Here is a 15,589-nt window from a genome sequence, read left to right as displayed (position 1 = left end):
TGCCGTGAAGGCTTCAGCTGGTGGCCATCCAGACGACCAGCCACAGCCACATCAGGAAGAGCGTCACGAACCCGATCATGAAGAAGAGGCGGCGCAGCGGCAGATTGCCGGTCAGTTGCATGGCGGCCTGAACATAGCGTGCCGCGACGAAGATCCAGGCGAGCACCACGGCCACGATGTTGTCGGCCTCGGTGATGTAAAGCAGCACCGAGAGAGCATAGAAGAGGACAGGCAGCTCGAACTGGTTAGCGATTGCCCGGTTGACCACGCGGCTCTCCTCGGGCTCGGCGAGGTTCTCACGGAAGGCGATGCGCTCGACCTTGCCGGAGCGCACGACGGCGGCGCGCCGGACAACCAGCAGAGCGTAGAGACAAAACACGAGGAAGGCATGGGCCACCAGTGGCCAGAACATCTCGAAACCGGTCATTGGGAATCACGTCCTTAAAAATCGGTTGAGCAGAAGGATCAGGCATCGGTTGACGGCCTGGGGCCAAAGGCCAGCCGCAGAATGAGGATGCCTGAAATGACGAGCGCGGCAAACTTCAGACGCGTGAGCCAGGACAGCGCTTCGGCAAGAAGGGTCGCCGTTCCCGGTGCCGGCGAGGCTGGCGGAAAAAGCATGAGGCTCGCCAAGTTCTCGAGGTAGTCGACAAGGATATAGCCGATCGGCAGCGCCAGCAGAAACGGCAGGAGGCGCTCCGCCGGACGGCCATAAAGGCCAGCGCCGATCGCGACCCTTCGCATCAACAGGACGAGGAAGAGGCCGAGGATTGCGGGCAGAAGGAGGTCCGGTCCGAGATGCATGGCGCGGAGAAGGTCGGCTGCTTCCGGCCTCGTTTCCAGAAGCGATCTCAGGGCAAGCAGCCCCTGCCCCGTGCTCTCGATATCGAGATCGGGAAGTGCCCGTCCGCCGGTCAAGCCGGCGAAGGGCAAGGCGAAGCTCAGGTTCATCCAGCCGAGCAAGGCGGCGGACAAGGCGCCGCTTGCCCAGAGCAGCGGCGCCTGACGTGGACCGGGCAAACGCCCCAGGGTCATGCCGCGCCCGGGTAGTTCGGGCTTTCGCGGGTGATCGTCACGCCATGCGGATGGCTTTCGCGCAGGCCGGCGCCGGAGATGCGGACGAAGGTCGCCTTCTCCTGGAAGTCCTTGATGTCCTTGCCGCCGACATAACCCATGGCAGCCTTCAAACCGCCGGCGAGCTGGTGCAGGACGGCCGAGACCGGACCCTTGTACGGCACCTGGCCTTCGATCCCCTCAGGCACGAGCTTCAGCGTATCGCGCACTTCTGCCTGGAAATAACGGTCGGCCGAGCCGCGAGCCATGGCGCCGACAGAGCCCATGCCGCGATAGGCCTTGAAGGAGCGACCCTGGTAGAGATAGACCTCGCCCGGGCTTTCATCCGTGCCGGCGAGCAGCGAGCCGACCATGACGGCGGATGCACCTGCGGCAATCGCCTTCGCAACGTCGCCCGAGAACTTCAGGCCACCATCGGCGATCACAGGGATATCGTGCTTGTTGGCTTCCTCGACGGCGGCCATGACGGCTGCGAGCTGCGGCACGCCCACGCCAGCGACAACGCGGGTGGTGCAGATAGAACCAGGGCCGATGCCGACCTTGACGCAGTCCGCGCCGGCGTCGATCAGCGCCTTGGTGCCTTCGCCGGTCGCCACGTTGCCGGCGATGATGCGGATGGCGTTCGACATCTTCTTCACATGGGCGACGGCATCCAGAACCTTCTGGCTGTGGCCATGAGCCGTGTCGACGACGATCACGTCGCAGCCGGCGTCGATCAGGCGCTCGGCGCGCTCGACACCGTCGTCCCCGGTCGAGATGGCGGCGGCGACGCGCAGGCGACCCTGGGCATCCTTGGCGGCATGCGGGTTGAGCTGCGACTTCTCGATATCCTTGACGGTGATCAGGCCGACGCAGCGGCCTTCATTGTCGATGACCAGAAGCTTCTCGATGCGATGCGCATGCAGGAGGCGCTTGGCTTCCTGCTGGTCGACACCGTCCTTGACCGTCACGAGGTTTTCGCGGGTCATCAGCTCGTAGATCTTCTGGTTCGGATCCGAGGCGAAGCGCACGTCGCGGTTCGTCAGGATGCCGACAAGACGGCCAGGACGGCTTGTGCCTTCAACGACCGGGATGCCCGAGATGCCGTGCGCACCCATCAGGGCCTTGGCTTCGGCAAGCGTTGCGTCCGGGCCGATGGTCACCGGATTGACGACCATGCCGCTTTCGAATTTCTTCACCTGCCGGACCTCTTCGGCCTGCTCGATCGGGGTCAGGTTGCGGTGAACGACGCCCATGCCGCCCGCCTGGGCCATGGCGATGGCAAGCCGGCTTTCGGTGACGGTATCCATGGCGGAGGAAAGGATCGGCAGCGAAAGATCGATATCGCGGGCAATGCGGGTTGCGATGTTGGTCTGCCCCGGCATCACTTCGGAGTGCCCCGGCTGCAGGAGGACGTCGTCAAAGGTGAGCGCTTCTGCGCCAGTTGCCGACATTACGATGCGTGCCATTGCCAATTCCTTCGTTTGAATAGGCAGAATCCGCCCGGAAACGAGACATCCCGTTCGGTCGCTTCTGCAAGAAATGCTTGGAAGTTGGCGAGGGCTGGTAACACGTTCATGACAGGAAGGGAATAGCAAAACGATCCATGGCACGGGGCTTCGCCGTGCCGTTGTGTCACCCCACAGAAAAATGCAGATTCATTCGAATTTTAGGTAGCACTTATACCGCCTATCAGTTCCTTCTCATCTATAAGAGACACGCTCTCAGGGGCTGGGGGCACACAAGAAGAACAAGAAGTCACAGTGATCTGGGGGATCCATCATGACCGCATTGAAGAAGCGTGCGCAGGCACTCGAAAACCAGTTTGCCCGCCAGGCAGAAATCCAGTTCAAGGCACAGGTGCGCGGCAGCAAGATGATCGGCCGCTGGGCCGCCTATACGATGGGTCTCGACGACGTCGAGGCCTATGCGCGCAGCGTGGCTGTGAAGCAGGTCGTCGAGCCGCATCGCCTGCTCGAACAGCTGCGCCAGGACTTTTCGAAGGCAGGTGTCGAAGTGAGCGAGGCTGATATCGACAGCCGCATGCATCACTTCGTCGAACAGGCCACGGAAGAAATCTACGCAGGCCAGTGAGAAAAAGGGGGCCGCACATCAAGCGCGGCCCCGCTGATCATCAGATCTCGAACTGGTAGGCCTTGGGCACGAAGCGATAGCCCTGGTCGATCTTCTCGACGAAACCGACGGCCGGGAACGGCATGTGATAGCCGAGGAAAGCGAGTTTGTCGGTCGCGAGCATGTCGAAGACCTTGGTGCGCGTTGCAGCGGCCGCGGCCTTGTCCATGTCGAAGCGCACTTCCCAATCCGGGCGCTGCAGGGACAGTACAAAATGGTTGGCGGTGTCGGCGGTCAGTACAAGCTGACGGCCTTCCGATTCCAGGCGATAGATCATGTGGCCCGGCGAGTGGCCGAAGGCCGCCATGCCGGTGACGCCCGAGACAACTTCACCACCATCGCCGATGAAGGTCATCTTCTCGGCCAGCGGCTGCACGTTCGCGAGAACGCCCTTGTGGCCGTTTTCGGCCGGCGTGCCGACACGCGCCGGATCGACCCAGAAATCATATTCGGCCTGTCCGGTGACATAACGCGCATTCGGGAAGGTCGGCTGGCCGCCTTCCATCAAGCCACCGATATGGTCGCCATGCATGTGGGTGATGACGACGGTGGTGACGTCTTCGCGCTTGTAGCCAGCAGCCGTGAGGCCTTCGGCCAGGCGACCGAGGCCATTTGCGCGACCGCCCTCACCAAGTCCCGTATCGAAGAGGATGACATCGGATCCGGTGTTGACGAGGACCGGCGCGAAGCTGTTGACGAACTTGTCGGCCGGCAGGAAGTTCGCTTCCAACAGCGCGCCGACGGTTTCCGGCGACTGATTGGTGCCGAAGGTCTCCTGCGGGTTATCGGAGGGGCGCGCGCCATCCTTGACGACCAGGACCTCGAAGCTGCCGACATTGAAGCGATGGGTTTCGGGCGGCATGGCGTGGTCGATATCCATCGAAGTCTCCGCACCCGTCTGCTGCGCGACAGCAGCCCGGGTCATGATCATGGGTGCGGCCAGGGCTACACCGGCGCTACCCAGAAGCATACGTCTTTTCATCGAAACCATCGAAATCTCCTCAATCAAAACACCTCACCCCTGCATGGGCTGACCTCGACATAGGGGAGAGATGGACTGCGAGTAGCGGGCTCACACCATCGTGATGCCGATGCTCGGCACTGGTGGGAACCGGGGTCGCGGGCTTCCCCTTTCCGATCGTCGATGCCAGCTGTTTCTCCCGCTGTGCGTTTGCGCTAAGAGACCCTTCCCAGCCGCCTCTGCGGTCCGCCCGGAATACCCATGAACCGCATCACACCCCTGATCCTTGCCGTCGCGCTCTTCATGGAGCAGATGGATTCCACCGTGATCGCCACGGCGCTGCCGACGATCGCCACCGATCTCGGCGTCGGACCGATCACGCTGAAGCTGGCGCTCACCTCCTATATGGTGGCGCTTGCGATCTTCATTCCGGTGAGCGGCTGGATGGCGGACCGATACGGGGCGAAGCGGGTGTTTCGCGCGGCCATCGTTGTCTTCATGCTGGGTTCGCTGCTTTGCGCCATCTCCGGCTCGCTGCTCTCCTTCGTCGCCGCGCGCTTTTTGCAGGGCATGGGCGGCGCCATGATGACGCCGGTCGGGCGCCTTGTGCTTCTGCGCACGACGAAGAAAAGCGAGCTGGTCTCGGCGATGGCCCTCCTGACCATCCCTGCCCTGCTCGGGCCGATCACCGGGCCGCCGGTCGGCGGCTTCATCACGACCTTCTTCAGCTGGCACTGGATCTTCCTGATCAACATCCCGATCGGCCTCATCGGTCTCTGGCTCTCCAGCATCTACCTGCCCGAGATCGCGCCGATCGACACCGGTCGGATCGACTGGACAGGCTTTGCGCTGAGCGCGGTCGCGGCATCCGGCCTCGTCTTCGGTCTCTCCGTCATGAGCCTGCCGGCCCTGCCCGTCTGGGTGGGCGCGGCAGCGACCGTGGCCGGGGCCATCTCGATGATCCTCTACATCCTCCATGCAAGGCGGCATCCCGCGCCGCTGCTCAACCTTACGCTCTTTGCCAACAGGAGCTTTCGCGCCTCGATCATCGGCGGCACGCTGTTTCGCATCGCAGCCGGGGCCACGCCCTTCCTGCTGCCGCTGATGCTGCAGCTCGGTTTCGGCATGACCGCCTTCGAGTCTGGCATGACCACCTTCATCGCCGCCGTCGGTGCGATCTCAACCAAGTTCATCGCGCGGCGCGCCTTTGCCGCTGCCGGTTTCCGCAATGTGCTGATCTTCGCCGGTCTCTTCGGGGCGATCACGACCGGGGCGAATGCCTTCTTCACGCCGGCGACACCCATCCTGCTGATCATAGCGGTGCTTTTGATCGGCGGCTTCTGCCGATCCTTCTTCTTCACCGGGGTGAACACGCTGGGTTATGCGGAGATCGAGGACGCGGCCGCCTCCCAGGCGACCTCTCTCACCTCCGTGCTGCAGCAGGTGAGCCTTGCGCTTGGTGTCGCTGTTGCCGCCTCCATCCTGGAGGCCAGCACGCGGATAACCGGCGAGACGCTGTCGCTCGGCGACTTCCATCTCGCCTTCGCCATGGTTGCCGGCTTGTCGGTCTTCGCAATCCTGCCCTTCTTCGGGCTGCCGCGCGATGTCGGGTCGGCGGTCTCAGGCTACCGACGCACGGCGCCGGAGGAGACGCTTCCGGTCAAGTGATCATTCCGGCCGCTCACAGAGCGCCGACAGCTTGTTGCCATCAGGATCGCGGACATAGCAGGCATAGAAATTCGGGTGGAAATGGCGCAGTCCCGGTGCACCCTCGTCGGTGCCGCCGTGCTGAAGCGCTGCGGCATGGAAGGCATCAACCGCGCGGCGCGACGGGGCTTCGAAGGCCGGCATCGAGCCGTTGCCGATCGTCGCCGGCTTGCCGTCGAAGGGATGGGTGATCCAGAACCGGCAGCGGCTGTCGCCTGCGGCCGCATAGCCGGCTTCCTGATCATCCATCTGGCGGCGCTCGAAACCGAGCGTCGCCAGCACCGGATCGTAAAACCTCACGGCACGCGGCAGATCGTTGATGCCGATGGTGATGTAGGTGAACATGCCGGCCCTGCCCCCGTCTCAATCGTTTTTCAGTCCAGGTCCTCTTCGGCCGGGATATCCTCGCGTGGATCGCGCGGGAAACCCTGCTCGTCGACATCAAGACTGCTCGCGCCCTTGCGACCCTTGAAGCCCTTGGCGAGCAGGAACATCTCGACCGATTCCTGACGCGAAGAGGCCGGCTTGATGTGCAGCACCTGGCGGAAATTCTGCTTCAACATGGTGAGCAGGTCCTTTTCCGTGCCGCCCTGGAAGGTCTTGGCGAGGAAGTGCCCGCCCTCGGCCAGAACTTCGACGGCAAAGTGTGCCGCGACCTCGCAGAGATGCATGGTGCGGATATGGTCCGTTTTCTGGTGACCGGTGGTGGGTGCCGCCATGTCGGAGATGACGAGGTTCGGCGTGCCGCCGACGCCTTCGATGAGCTGGCGCGGGGCATCCGGATCGAGGAAGTCCAGTTGCAGGATCTTCACGCCCGGGATCGGGGCCATCTCAAGGAAGTCGATCGCGGCGACGCGGATGTCCTCGTCGGTCGAATCCGTCACCTTGGCGGCGATCTGCGACCAGCTGCCGGGCGCAGCCCCCAGGTCGATGATGCGCGTGGCGCCCTTCAGGATCTGATGCTTCTCGTCGATTTCGAGCAGCTTGAAGGCGGCGCGGGCGCGGTAGCCTTCGAGCTTGGCGCGCTGGACGTAAGGGTCGTTGATGTGGCGCTCGATCCAGCGCCGCGACGACGCCTTGAGCTTGCCCTTCTTCACCCTCTGGCCGAGCTTGCGGCCGGTCCTGTTGCCGCCGATGGGTGGCTTTGCCATGGTCAGCGTTCCCTCATCGTGTGGGGCCGGCGGCTGCGGCCACGTCGCCACACGCCATCATCGGCCATCATATCAGTCAACAATCCCTCGCGCAGTCCGCGATCGGCCACGCGCATGCGGCTGGCCGGCCAGCGGCGGCGGATAGCTTCGAGAATGGCACAGCCGGCAAGCACGAGGTCGGCGCGGTCAGGCCCGATGCAGGGATTGCCGGCACGGCCGGCATAATCCCACGACAACAGCTTGGCCTGCATCGCCGTCACCTCGGCATCGGAAAGCCAGAGGCCATCAACTTTGCGGCGATCGTAACGCGGCAGATCGAGATGAACGCCGGCAAGGGTGGTCACCGTGCCCGAGGTGCCGATCAGGTGGAAATCCTCCGGGAAACCATCCGGACCGGCCGGCAGAGCCGGGCAATCGAAGCGCGCCAGCATGCCTTCGACCTCCCGGGTCATTGCCTCGAAGATGTCAGGGGTTACATCACGCCCGCCATGGCGCTCGGACAGCGTCACCACGCCGACCGGCAGCGAGGTCCAATGGGTGATGTGATTGGCGAGGCGGCTGGAGCGGTTGTCGCCGATCTTGATCACGGCGATCTCCGAGGACCCACCACCGATATCGAAGAGCACGACCGAGCGCGCCTCGCGACCGACCAGCGAAGAGCAGCCGGACACGGCGAGCCGCGCTTCCGTTTCCCGATTGATGATCTCGAGCTGCAGCCCGGTTTCGGCCGTCACCCGCTCTAGGAAGAGCTCGCCGTTTTCGGCGGCACGGCAGGCCTCGGTCGCAATCAGGCGCATGCGCCGGATGTCTCTGCCCGAGAGTTTGGAGGCGCAGACGCGCAGCGCTTCGACGGCGCGGTCCATGGCATCCTGCGACAGGCGACCGGTGGCGGCGAGCCCCTCGCCGAGACGGACGATGCGCGAGAAGGCATCGACGACGCGGAACTGACCCGGCCTCGTCGGCTGGGCGATCAAGAGGCGGCAATTGTTCGTACCTAGATCGAGGGCCGCATAGAGATCGTCGGGCGCGCCCTCCTGGGCCATGCGCCAGCGTGCAGTCGTCTGCACCGGGACGGATTGCGGATTGGCCCGCGGCGGCACGGCGGGGCTCGGCTGCGGCTCTGCGCCGCGCAGCTTTGCCGCCGCAGCGGACGGCGGCTCCGACCCGGCCAGGGGGCGCACCTGCCCCGGTTTCTGCACGGCGGCGTGGCGATTGCGATGACGCTTGCGCTTGCGGCCACTGCGGGAGGGTGCGGGATCACTCAGTGTCGCGGGACCGCCATCGCCGTTCCGCGCCTGCTGTCGAGACCCGGGGGTTGCGCCATTCGACGGTGCCGCTCCCGGCTCGGACAGCACCAGCATAGCGCTCACCGCAGCCGAAGACGCGCTTGCGCCCGGTGTCGACGGGTTCGCCCGGCCGTTCTGGCTGTTAAGGGTGGGAGGTGCGGGCTGGCCGCCGCCCTTGCCGCGCCGACGGCGCTTGCGCTTGCGGATGGGGCCATCCGCGAAGACTGATTCGGAACGTCGCTCGGCGACCGGCCCGTCCGCCGATCCTGCCGAGGCAGAAGCGTCGTGACCGTTCCTGACCGGTCCCGCCTTCTTGCCCTTGCCGCGCCGACGGTTGGAACCGCCCTTGCGCTTGCCTGTCGACGCCCCCTCGCTGTTCGGCTGTCCGCCGCCGTTGGGGTCTGTCACTGAAGTTATCCACTGCACCGCGCAAGGCGCCAGAACCGACGCATGCCGCAGGTGTCACATTCGTTTCGTTGGGCGAAGCATACCAGCGCCTGCCCTGTGCGCCAAACGGTTTTTCATTTCGCTCAGAACCGCAGCCGGCGCCGCCTGCGAAAACGGGAAATGCTCCAGCCGATACCGGGCTTCACCACGCTCCGCTGCTCTTTTGGCTCCCCTGTCATTTTTTTGAAATTCGGTCTTTGCAATGGCAGATGTTTTGGCTATAAGCCCGCTCACCGACGGGGCGCCACGCCCTTCGTTGGGGAATAGTTCAATGGTAGAACGGCGGACTCTGACTCCGTTAATCTTGGTTCGAATCCAGGTTCCCCAGCCAATTCTCCCAAAAACCCATGATTCCTACGTTTTTCCGTCGTGCCGGATCCCGTTTTGGCGTCATCGGCGACCTGATGCCCAAAGGTGATGCCCAAGCTGAAATCGGCATGGGGTGACCTTCGGGCCTGATACAGGGTGTCTTCGTCATGGCAGTCCGCCACGGGGTCGAAAATCTTATCCGCCGTGGAAACATCTTCTACTGGCGGCCACGCATTCCAGCAGCCTTCATTCACTGCCAACGCGGCAGCCGACTTTCACTGACCCTTCATTGTTCGGATCATAGGAAGGCACAGATGATCGGCCACCGATCAAAAACCGAGGGTTTCTCTTTGGGATATCTCCTGCAGGAGCACCGGGCGATAAAAGGGTTCTATGTCACGTATTCGCGAAATGCAGAGCAAGTGGTCCAACTTGGATAATTTGCCGACAGCCTCGGCGGAAGGAACTGCGGTACTCTCTCCATGCGCGGCCGCGCAATTTTAGTGTGGCAAACTCGCCATCGAGAGAGGAGACGAGTACATTAGAGTGAAGACCTGCAACGCGAGCCTCCGGAAGCCGAAAGGCCTGACCGGTAATGTGGAGCTCTATAGCGGAAGCTATTTCTGCAGTGGGGCCGTAAGCGGAAAGTCCGCAAATGTAGGGCTGCCTGGCGTAAGCAGACATTAGTGCTCACGTGGCCAATCCGGATGTAGCCGATCGATCATGAAGGCATGACTGTGCCGACGACCTTGGCGATGGTGCCCCTCGCGCAGATGCGGGTCATCATCTGCAAGGTCATCGTGACTGTGTTCCACCTCGGCTTCATCCGCCATTTCCCACAGTGACAATGCTGTAACAAGACCCGCGGCGCCCATTCCCGCCATGACCAAGGCGGTCCCAGGAAGACCAATTGCGACGCCGAGCCACCCGGCAAGCGGATAGGTTATCAGCCAGCAGGCGTGAGACAGGGCGAAATGGGGGGCGAAGAGCGCCGGCCGATCCTCCGGATGAGCTGACCGCCGCAGCAGACGGCCGGATGGTGTCTGAACGACGGAGTAGCCAATGCCGAGCAGAAACCAAAGCGCCAGCAGCAGACTGTAGGTCTCGATGAATGCAGTCGCGATCAGGCCTGCACTGAGAAGTGCAGCGCCGTAGAGCATGACGAACCTGTCTGAAACTCGGTCGAGAAGCCTGGGCAGCACGAGCGCCGCGAGCATCGAGCCCGACCCGAATGCCGCGAGCGCAATCGCCGTGTCGGAGGCAGTCAGTTCGAACTTTGCCTGCACGAAGACGACGGTATTGACGATCACCATGGCGCCTGCGGCAGACACTGTGAGGCAGAGCGCGAGCAGCCCGCGAAGTCGCGGTGTCGCGAGATAGATCGTCAAACCGCGTGTCGTGCGCTCGTAGATGCTCCGGCGCTCTTTTGCGGGATGATCGGGCAACACTACTGAAACGACGAGTGCCGCCGAGGCCAGAAATCCGAATACGGTTCCGGCAAAGAGCGAGTGGAAGGAGATGACCGTCAGCAGGGCAGCCGCCAGCATCGGGCTGACAAGACTTTCCAGATCATAGGCGAGCCTGGAGAGAGAAAGCGCCCGGGTATAGTCCTTTTCTTCCGGCAGGACATCAGGAATGGTCGCCTGGAATGCCGGGGTGAAGGCGGCAGACGCAGATTGAAGAACGAAGATCAGGACATAGACCTGCCAGATCTCCGAAACGAAGGGCAGACAGAGGGCGACTGCGGCCCTGACGAGATCGAGCGTCACCAGCATCGCCCGACGCGGCAGCACTTCAGCGAAAGCTCCGGCGATCGGGGCGACAGCCACATAGGCGATCATCTTGATCGCCAGCGCGGTACCCAGCACCGCTCCGGCCTGCTCGCCTGCGAGATCGAAGGCAAGCAGGCCAAGTGCGACGGTGGCAAGGCCCGTTCCGACGAGCGCGATGACCTGAGCCAGAAACAGATGCCGGTAGGTTCGATTGCGCAGAACATCCAGCATCTGTCGCCTCTTTCAGAGGTACTTCGTGATGGTCTTGAAGTCGTCGATCGTTTTTCGCTGGGAGAGATCCAGCGCGCCCACCGTTTCCTCCAGGCAATGGTCGAGATGGTCCTGGATCAGCGTGCGCTTGGCGTTGCGAACTGCCTTTTCGACGGCATCCAGTTGTTGCGCGATGTCGAGGCAAGGCTTTCCTGCCTCGATCATGGCGCTGACACTCCTCAGATGGCCTTCGGCACGCTTGAGGCGCTTGATAATATCGGGATGCGTTTCGTGTCGATGCTCGCTCATGAAGAATTCCTATCCCCCCGGAGGGGATATTTCAATCCGCTTTCTTGTTTCCGCCATCAATCAGGGCTATCTCGTCGGCCATGAAGTTTCGGGGTGGACGACGATTCGGATCTCTATTGATGACCACGCTGGCCATCCTCGCCACGCTGGTGTTTTCGTTCGTCCCACAGGGTAGTCATCCGCTGATCGAACACGGCTCGGCTCAGGCCGTGCTTGACCACGCCCATGGACATGAGCATGGCGATCACTCGCACGACGATGATCTGGATTTTAGCGTCGACACGGCTGATACGGACCATCATCATGCTGACCATACGCATGAAAAAGCCGGTCTCGTGTCCGCATCCCGGCCCAAGCGACCCGATGGTCGGCACTCGGCCTTCATCTTGATCGATACGACGCGAGATGACGGTCGCCTTTACGGCATCGACCGCCCGCCACGCTTCGTGAACGTCGTCTGATCCACGCCGCTTGTGCGGCCGGTTCAACCGTTCACGGACATCAAACATGAAAACACTGCTTCTCGGAGGCGTGTGGCAAAGGGATTATACCCGCCACATCGTCGCCACCCTGCTGCTTGCCAGCCTCTCTTTGCTGCTCTTTGCCCATGAGGCCGCCGCGCATGCCGTTGCCGAAGGCGACAAGGGCTATATCCAGGAGATCTCGGGGGTCCACATCATCCCCTTCATCTATCTGGGCGCAAAGCACATGGTCACCGGCTATGACCATCTGCTCTTCCTCTTCGGTGTGATCTTCTTCCTCTACAGGCTGAAGCACATCGCCCTCTATGTCAGCCTGTTTGCCGTCGGCCATTCGACCACGATGCTGCTCGGCGTCTACTATGGCTGGAATGTCAGCGCCTACCTCATCGATGCGATCATCGGGCTTTCGGTCGTCTACAAGGCGCTCGACAATCTCGGCGCCTTCCAGCGCTGGCTCGGCTTCCAGCCGAATACCAAGGTGGCGACTCTCATCTTTGGCCTGTTCCACGGGCTCGGTCTCGCGACCAAGATCCTCGAATACGACATTGCCGAGGACGGGCTGATCCCCAACCTGCTTGCCTTCAATGTCGGCGTCGAGATCGGCCAGCTTGTCGCGCTCGCCATCATCCTGATTGCCATGAGCTACTGGCGCAAGACCTCGGGTTTCCTGCGCCATGCCTATACCGCCAATGTCCTGATGATGACTGCCGGCTGGCTGCTGTTTGGCATGCAGATGACCGGCTACTTCGTTTCCTGAACCTCAGAGGAATAAACCATGTTCAATTCTCAAGCTCCCAATCCCGACGACCTCCCGTCCTCGGCACAGCTCGTCAAGTCGACAATCATCTCCGTCATCGCCGCAGGCGTTCTCCTGGTCACCGTGGTGATGCCCTCGGAATATGCGATCGATCCGACGGGCCTCGGCTCCGCCATGGGCCTGACCGAGATGGGCGAGATCAAGGCGCAGCTTGCCGAAGAGGCGGAACTTGACCGCCAGAAGGATCAGAGCGCAGGCGAAAGCCTGATTGCCCCACAAGCGGCACCCGCCACCGCTCCGCAGGAAGGATCAAACCTTCTGGAGCAGATCATTCGAGAGTTCGGCATCTCCGCGGCCTATGCCCAGGATGCAATACGTCAGGACGAGGTTTCGATCACGCTGCAACCCGGTGAAGGCGCAGAGGTCAAGCTCGTCATGCTCAAGGGCGCAAAGGCGAACTATGCCTGGACGGCCAATGGCTCCAAGGTGAACTTCGACACCCATGGTGACGGTGGCGGCGAAAGCATCAGCTACGAGAAAGGTCGCGGCGTCGCCGAGGATTCTGGCGTTCTGGAAGCTGCCTTCGACGGCAATCACGGCTGGTTCTGGCGAAACCGGACCGGCGATCCCGTGACGGTGACGCTCAAGACCGACGGCGCCTATAGCGACATCAAGCGGGTGATGTGAGATGTCATATGCCGGCGGATCGATCCGCCGGCATCCTCGTTTCGTTTGATGGCTAGGTTATCACATTTGGTGTCCTGGCATGATCCCGGAGTAGGCCAATGCCATCCACACCGCCATCGCGATCATCATCAGGTTCTCGGTGAGTGAGATGAACCCGAGCGGTACGTTGCTCGATCCCCCGACGCAGGCACATTTCAGCTCACGCTTGTCGATGTAGACGGCCTTGAAAACCGAAGCTGCGCCAATGCCACCAATGAACAGAGCCACGGGAACAGACAGCCAGTTCGCAACGCCTGCCACCATCAGAACGCCTGCAAGTCCTTCGGCGTAGGGGTAGATGTAGCTGTATGGCACCCACCGCTTCGCGAGCAGATCATAGTTCAGGAACATCGTCGCGAAGGTTTCGACATTCTGAAGCTTGAGCATGGCCAGGACCACCATCGAGAAAGCGATGAACCACTCCAAGGCCCTGATGGTGAAGGGCGTGCCAAAGACAGCGTAGCTGACACCCATTGCCATCAGTGCAGTCATCGCAAACAGCACGATGACGGGGCGATAGGTGGCCGCCTTCGGATCGGCCACAGGCTTTCCAAAGTAGCGCCGCAGATCGTCATAGCCGCCGACACGGACGCCGTCGATGAACACCTGCGGTGTCGTCTTCACACCGTGCTCTTCCTTGAACGTATCCGTTTGGGCGCGGGTTATCAGGTGGCGGTCATCCACCTCATATCCAGACCGCTTGAGCAGATCCTTGGCTTTGAGGCCATAAGGGCATGTATGCTCTGCAGTGACCATCCGGTAGAGGACGGCTTTCTTCGCTGAGGTCGAGGGGCTGGTTCTGTCCAACATTTCATGTCTCCTTTGACTTGTGAAACAGTTGGCGAGACCATACGTTCCGTACCATGGTACGGAGTCAATACCCATGGACATGACAATTGGAAAATTTGCATCAGCCGGTGGCGTCGGCGTGGAGACCGTCAGGTTCTACCAGCGCAAGGGTCTCCTGAAGACCCCAAAGCGCCTTGAGGGTGGCAGGCGCTATGGAACTGAGGATCTGAGGCGTCTGCAGTTCATCCGGCAGGCCCAGACCGCTGGTTTTACGCTGGAGGAGATACGAGAACTGCTCGAACTCGATGCCGGAGATGACAGGGAGCGGGCACGAGAGGCTGCAAAGGCGCGGCTGATCGCGCTGGAGACGCAGATCACCGAACTCAACCGCACCCGCGAGGCGCTAGAACGCCTGGTTTCGGAATGCTCATCCGGCAAAAGCGGCCCCTGCCCTATCCTCCAGTCGTTTGGACTGTAGCTTGTAAAGGCAGCCGTTCCTGTCAGTCGGGCTTGAATGACAGATAGACATACATGTCACCGTCATCGCGCGGAATTGCGATGACGTCGTAGGGTTCCGGCGACCCGCCCATGCCGAGCGAACCCAATGGCATTCCTGCGACTGCGAGCCCGGCTAGGGGCGGACGCTCACCGAGCAGCCTTTTCACGGCATCGATCGGCACATGTCCCTCCAGGAAATAGCCGTCGACCTCTGCAGTGTGGCAGGCTCGAACCGACGTCGGCACCTTGAGGCGTTCCTTGACCTGATCCATGTCCGGTTCTTCGACAGTGCGAACTGAGAAGCCTACCTTGGCGAAGGCGGCGCCCCATGACGAGCAGCAGCCACAATTGGGATCCTTATGCAGGATGACCGATGGCACTGCGGCGAAGCCCGTGGAGGGTGTCAGAGCGACGGTGGCGGCCAAAGCCAAGAAATTTCTGCGTCTCATTCTCTCTCTCCTGCGAACTTCGGTTAGCCCCCCGAACATAGACGGGAGATGCTCAGAAGGCCTCCCGCAAGTCGATGACCTAATCTTGGAAAGTGATGGCATTACAACATTGCCGCAAGTCAAGGATCCTGCCCATCCCTCCCTTGCAAGCTTTCCAGATCAGAACTTTCCCTGCGCGGTGGTCCCGTCTGGGGTGATCACCTGGATCGCACCTTTGACACCCGGATTGACCGGAACGGGCGAAATTCCCGTGAGGCGGTTGCCATCAGCAGCAGACAGCGCAAACCGACGAACAGCGCCGTCCACCAAAAGGATTGCATTGCCTGTGTGTCCGGCCGCAGAGACGGGCTGGTCGGCCGCATCGAACAGGTAGACCGTCACTTCAGTCGTTCCTGTCGCCACGAGTTCGACATGGTGGTTTGCGCCTGCGTCAACCTTCAGCCCGCCGTTCGGCCCAGGGCGTGGCGCGTGTGCATACGCGGGCAGAGCTGTCATGACAAAGACGAGGGAAAGGGCGAGCAGACTGCGGCGCATGGAGTTCTCCTAGTAG

18 protein-coding genes and 1 tRNA gene are annotated in these 15,589 nt (G+C 61.9%); 6 read left to right on the top strand and 13 right to left on the bottom strand.

Features of this window, described 5'->3' with window-relative positions:
* Nucleotides 1-13 precede the first annotated feature (13 nt).
* Genes M1E12_RS01630 through guaB form a run of 3 tightly spaced genes read right to left on the bottom strand, consistent with a single transcriptional unit; the run spans nt 14 to nt 2,522 of the window.
* Nucleotides 14-427, bottom strand: coding sequence for an MAPEG family protein (locus tag M1E12_RS01630; protein WP_113462089.1), 414 nt, complete (start codon nt 425-427; stop codon nt 14-16).
* A 38-nt stretch (nt 428-465) separates the two neighbouring features.
* Entirely contained in the window at nt 466-1,035 is a 570-nt protein-coding gene (locus M1E12_RS01625; RefSeq protein WP_479563515.1) for a hypothetical protein, read from the bottom strand.
* Entirely contained in the window at nt 1,032-2,522 is a 1,491-nt protein-coding gene (gene guaB, locus M1E12_RS01620) for an IMP dehydrogenase (RefSeq protein ID WP_479563514.1), read from the bottom strand. Before guaB ends, M1E12_RS01625 begins: the two co-directional genes overlap by 4 nt.
* Before the next feature lie 313 nt (nt 2,523-2,835).
* On the opposite strand from guaB, the gene M1E12_RS01615 reads away from it, so the two are divergent.
* Nucleotides 2,836-3,147, top strand: a complete 312-nt coding sequence (locus M1E12_RS01615) for an ATPase inhibitor subunit zeta (protein WP_479563513.1) — start codon at nt 2,836-2,838, stop codon at nt 3,145-3,147.
* A gap of 40 nt (nt 3,148-3,187) precedes the next feature.
* Here M1E12_RS01615 and M1E12_RS01610 read toward each other — a convergent pair whose 3' ends face one another.
* Nucleotides 3,188-4,168, bottom strand: coding sequence for an MBL fold metallo-hydrolase (locus M1E12_RS01610; RefSeq protein WP_479563512.1), 981 nt, complete (start codon nt 4,166-4,168; stop codon nt 3,188-3,190).
* A 240-nt stretch (nt 4,169-4,408) separates the two neighbouring features.
* On the opposite strand from M1E12_RS01610, the gene M1E12_RS01605 reads away from it, so the two are divergent.
* Complete coding sequence (locus M1E12_RS01605) at nt 4,409-5,815, top strand: DHA2 family efflux MFS transporter permease subunit (protein ID WP_479563511.1); 1,407 nt, start codon at nt 4,409-4,411, stop codon at nt 5,813-5,815.
* On the opposite strand, the gene M1E12_RS01600 is transcribed toward M1E12_RS01605, so the two are convergent.
* The 3 genes from M1E12_RS01600 to M1E12_RS01590 are packed head-to-tail and all read right to left on the bottom strand — an operon-like array spanning nt 5,816 to nt 8,699.
* Entirely contained in the window at nt 5,816-6,199 is a 384-nt protein-coding gene (locus tag M1E12_RS01600) for a VOC family protein (protein ID WP_136542330.1), read from the bottom strand.
* 29 nt (nt 6,200-6,228) lie between these two features.
* Complete coding sequence (locus tag M1E12_RS01595) at nt 6,229-7,005, bottom strand: RlmE family RNA methyltransferase (RefSeq protein ID WP_136542331.1); 777 nt, start codon at nt 7,003-7,005, stop codon at nt 6,229-6,231.
* 2 nt (nt 7,006-7,007) lie between these two features.
* Complete coding sequence (locus tag M1E12_RS01590) at nt 7,008-8,699, bottom strand: Ppx/GppA phosphatase family protein (protein WP_479563510.1); 1,692 nt, start codon at nt 8,697-8,699, stop codon at nt 7,008-7,010.
* Nucleotides 8,700-8,995: 296 nt separating this feature from the next.
* Between M1E12_RS01590 and M1E12_RS01585 the strand changes: the two genes are divergently transcribed.
* Nucleotides 8,996-9,069: transfer RNA gene (locus tag M1E12_RS01585), tRNA-Gln, on the top strand.
* 661 nt (nt 9,070-9,730) lie between these two features.
* Here the strand turns inward: M1E12_RS01585 and M1E12_RS01580 are convergent.
* The 3 genes from M1E12_RS01580 to M1E12_RS01570 form a co-directional block, all read right to left on the bottom strand.
* The gene (locus M1E12_RS01580; RefSeq protein WP_479563509.1) at nt 9,731-11,050 is read right to left on the bottom strand and encodes an MFS transporter; all 1,320 of its coding nucleotides are present in this window, start codon (nt 11,048-11,050) and stop codon (nt 9,731-9,733) included.
* A 12-nt stretch (nt 11,051-11,062) separates the two neighbouring features.
* Nucleotides 11,063-11,338: a metal-sensing transcriptional repressor gene (locus tag M1E12_RS01575; protein WP_479563508.1), complete on the bottom strand. Its 276-nt coding sequence runs from the start codon at nt 11,336-11,338 to the stop codon at nt 11,063-11,065.
* A gap of 113 nt (nt 11,339-11,451) precedes the next feature.
* A complete protein-coding gene (locus tag M1E12_RS01570) occupies nt 11,452-11,847 on the bottom strand; it encodes a hypothetical protein (protein ID WP_479563507.1) in 396 nt (131 codons plus the stop codon).
* Between M1E12_RS01570 and M1E12_RS01565 the strand changes: the two genes are divergently transcribed.
* Nucleotides 11,846-12,577 carry a HupE/UreJ family protein gene (locus tag M1E12_RS01565; RefSeq protein WP_479563506.1) on the top strand — a complete coding sequence of 244 codons (732 nt, stop codon included), beginning with the start codon at nt 11,846-11,848 and terminating at the stop codon, nt 12,575-12,577. The genes M1E12_RS01570 and M1E12_RS01565 overlap by 2 nt on opposite strands.
* 18 nt (nt 12,578-12,595) lie before the next feature.
* Nucleotides 12,596-13,264, top strand: coding sequence for a transmembrane anchor protein (locus tag M1E12_RS01560; RefSeq protein ID WP_479563505.1), 669 nt, complete (start codon nt 12,596-12,598; stop codon nt 13,262-13,264).
* Nucleotides 13,265-13,324: 60 nt separating this feature from the next.
* Here M1E12_RS01560 and M1E12_RS01555 read toward each other — a convergent pair whose 3' ends face one another.
* A complete protein-coding gene (locus tag M1E12_RS01555) occupies nt 13,325-14,113 on the bottom strand; it encodes a MauE/DoxX family redox-associated membrane protein (protein ID WP_479563504.1) in 789 nt (262 codons plus the stop codon).
* A 73-nt stretch (nt 14,114-14,186) separates the two neighbouring features.
* Between M1E12_RS01555 and M1E12_RS01550 the strand changes: the two genes are divergently transcribed.
* Nucleotides 14,187-14,570, top strand: coding sequence for a MerR family transcriptional regulator (locus M1E12_RS01550; RefSeq protein ID WP_479563503.1), 384 nt, complete (start codon nt 14,187-14,189; stop codon nt 14,568-14,570).
* Nucleotides 14,571-14,592: 22 nt separating this feature from the next.
* On the opposite strand, the gene M1E12_RS01545 is transcribed toward M1E12_RS01550, so the two are convergent.
* On the bottom strand, nt 14,593-15,039 hold the full coding sequence (locus tag M1E12_RS01545; protein ID WP_479563502.1) for a DUF411 domain-containing protein: 447 nt from the start codon (nt 15,037-15,039) through the stop codon (nt 14,593-14,595).
* Between the two features lie 159 nt (nt 15,040-15,198).
* Entirely contained in the window at nt 15,199-15,573 is a 375-nt protein-coding gene (locus M1E12_RS01540) for a hypothetical protein (RefSeq protein WP_479563501.1), read from the bottom strand.
* Nucleotides 15,574-15,589 lie beyond the last annotated feature (16 nt).

Source organism: Rhizobium sp. K33, from assembly GCF_056501445.1.
The sequence above is the reverse complement of the archived record's forward strand: the minus strand, read 5'-3'. Positions and strand labels throughout refer to the sequence as shown.

What these genes read in the sequence shown, in the direction of transcription:
- M1E12_RS01575 (WP_479563508.1), bottom strand. Translation starts at nt 11,338, where the DNA reads ATGAGCGAGCATCGACACGAAACGCATCCCGATATTATCAAGCGCCTC.
- M1E12_RS01595 (WP_136542331.1), bottom strand. Translation starts at nt 7,005, where the DNA reads ATGGCAAAGCCACCCATCGGCGGCAACAGGACCGGCCGCAAGCTCGGC.
- guaB (WP_479563514.1), bottom strand. Translation starts at nt 2,522, where the DNA reads ATGGCACGCATCGTAATGTCGGCAACTGGCGCAGAAGCGCTCACCTTT.
- M1E12_RS01565 (WP_479563506.1), top strand. Translation starts at nt 11,846, where the DNA reads ATGAAAACACTGCTTCTCGGAGGCGTGTGGCAAAGGGATTATACCCGC.
- M1E12_RS01600 (WP_136542330.1), bottom strand. Translation starts at nt 6,199, where the DNA reads ATGTTCACCTACATCACCATCGGCATCAACGATCTGCCGCGTGCCGTG.
- M1E12_RS01545 (WP_479563502.1), bottom strand. Translation starts at nt 15,039, where the DNA reads ATGAGACGCAGAAATTTCTTGGCTTTGGCCGCCACCGTCGCTCTGACA.
- M1E12_RS01560 (WP_479563505.1), top strand. Translation starts at nt 12,596, where the DNA reads ATGTTCAATTCTCAAGCTCCCAATCCCGACGACCTCCCGTCCTCGGCA.
- M1E12_RS01605 (WP_479563511.1), top strand. Translation starts at nt 4,409, where the DNA reads ATGAACCGCATCACACCCCTGATCCTTGCCGTCGCGCTCTTCATGGAG.
- M1E12_RS01550 (WP_479563503.1), top strand. Translation starts at nt 14,187, where the DNA reads ATGGACATGACAATTGGAAAATTTGCATCAGCCGGTGGCGTCGGCGTG.
- M1E12_RS01570 (WP_479563507.1), bottom strand. Translation starts at nt 11,847, where the DNA reads ATGTTTGATGTCCGTGAACGGTTGAACCGGCCGCACAAGCGGCGTGGA.
- M1E12_RS01555 (WP_479563504.1), bottom strand. Translation starts at nt 14,113, where the DNA reads ATGTTGGACAGAACCAGCCCCTCGACCTCAGCGAAGAAAGCCGTCCTC.
- M1E12_RS01540 (WP_479563501.1), bottom strand. Translation starts at nt 15,573, where the DNA reads ATGCGCCGCAGTCTGCTCGCCCTTTCCCTCGTCTTTGTCATGACAGCT.
- M1E12_RS01630 (WP_113462089.1), bottom strand. Translation starts at nt 427, where the DNA reads ATGACCGGTTTCGAGATGTTCTGGCCACTGGTGGCCCATGCCTTCCTC.
- M1E12_RS01610 (WP_479563512.1), bottom strand. Translation starts at nt 4,168, where the DNA reads ATGAAAAGACGTATGCTTCTGGGTAGCGCCGGTGTAGCCCTGGCCGCA.
- M1E12_RS01615 (WP_479563513.1), top strand. Translation starts at nt 2,836, where the DNA reads ATGACCGCATTGAAGAAGCGTGCGCAGGCACTCGAAAACCAGTTTGCC.
- M1E12_RS01625 (WP_479563515.1), bottom strand. Translation starts at nt 1,035, where the DNA reads ATGACCCTGGGGCGTTTGCCCGGTCCACGTCAGGCGCCGCTGCTCTGG.
- M1E12_RS01580 (WP_479563509.1), bottom strand. Translation starts at nt 11,050, where the DNA reads ATGCTGGATGTTCTGCGCAATCGAACCTACCGGCATCTGTTTCTGGCT.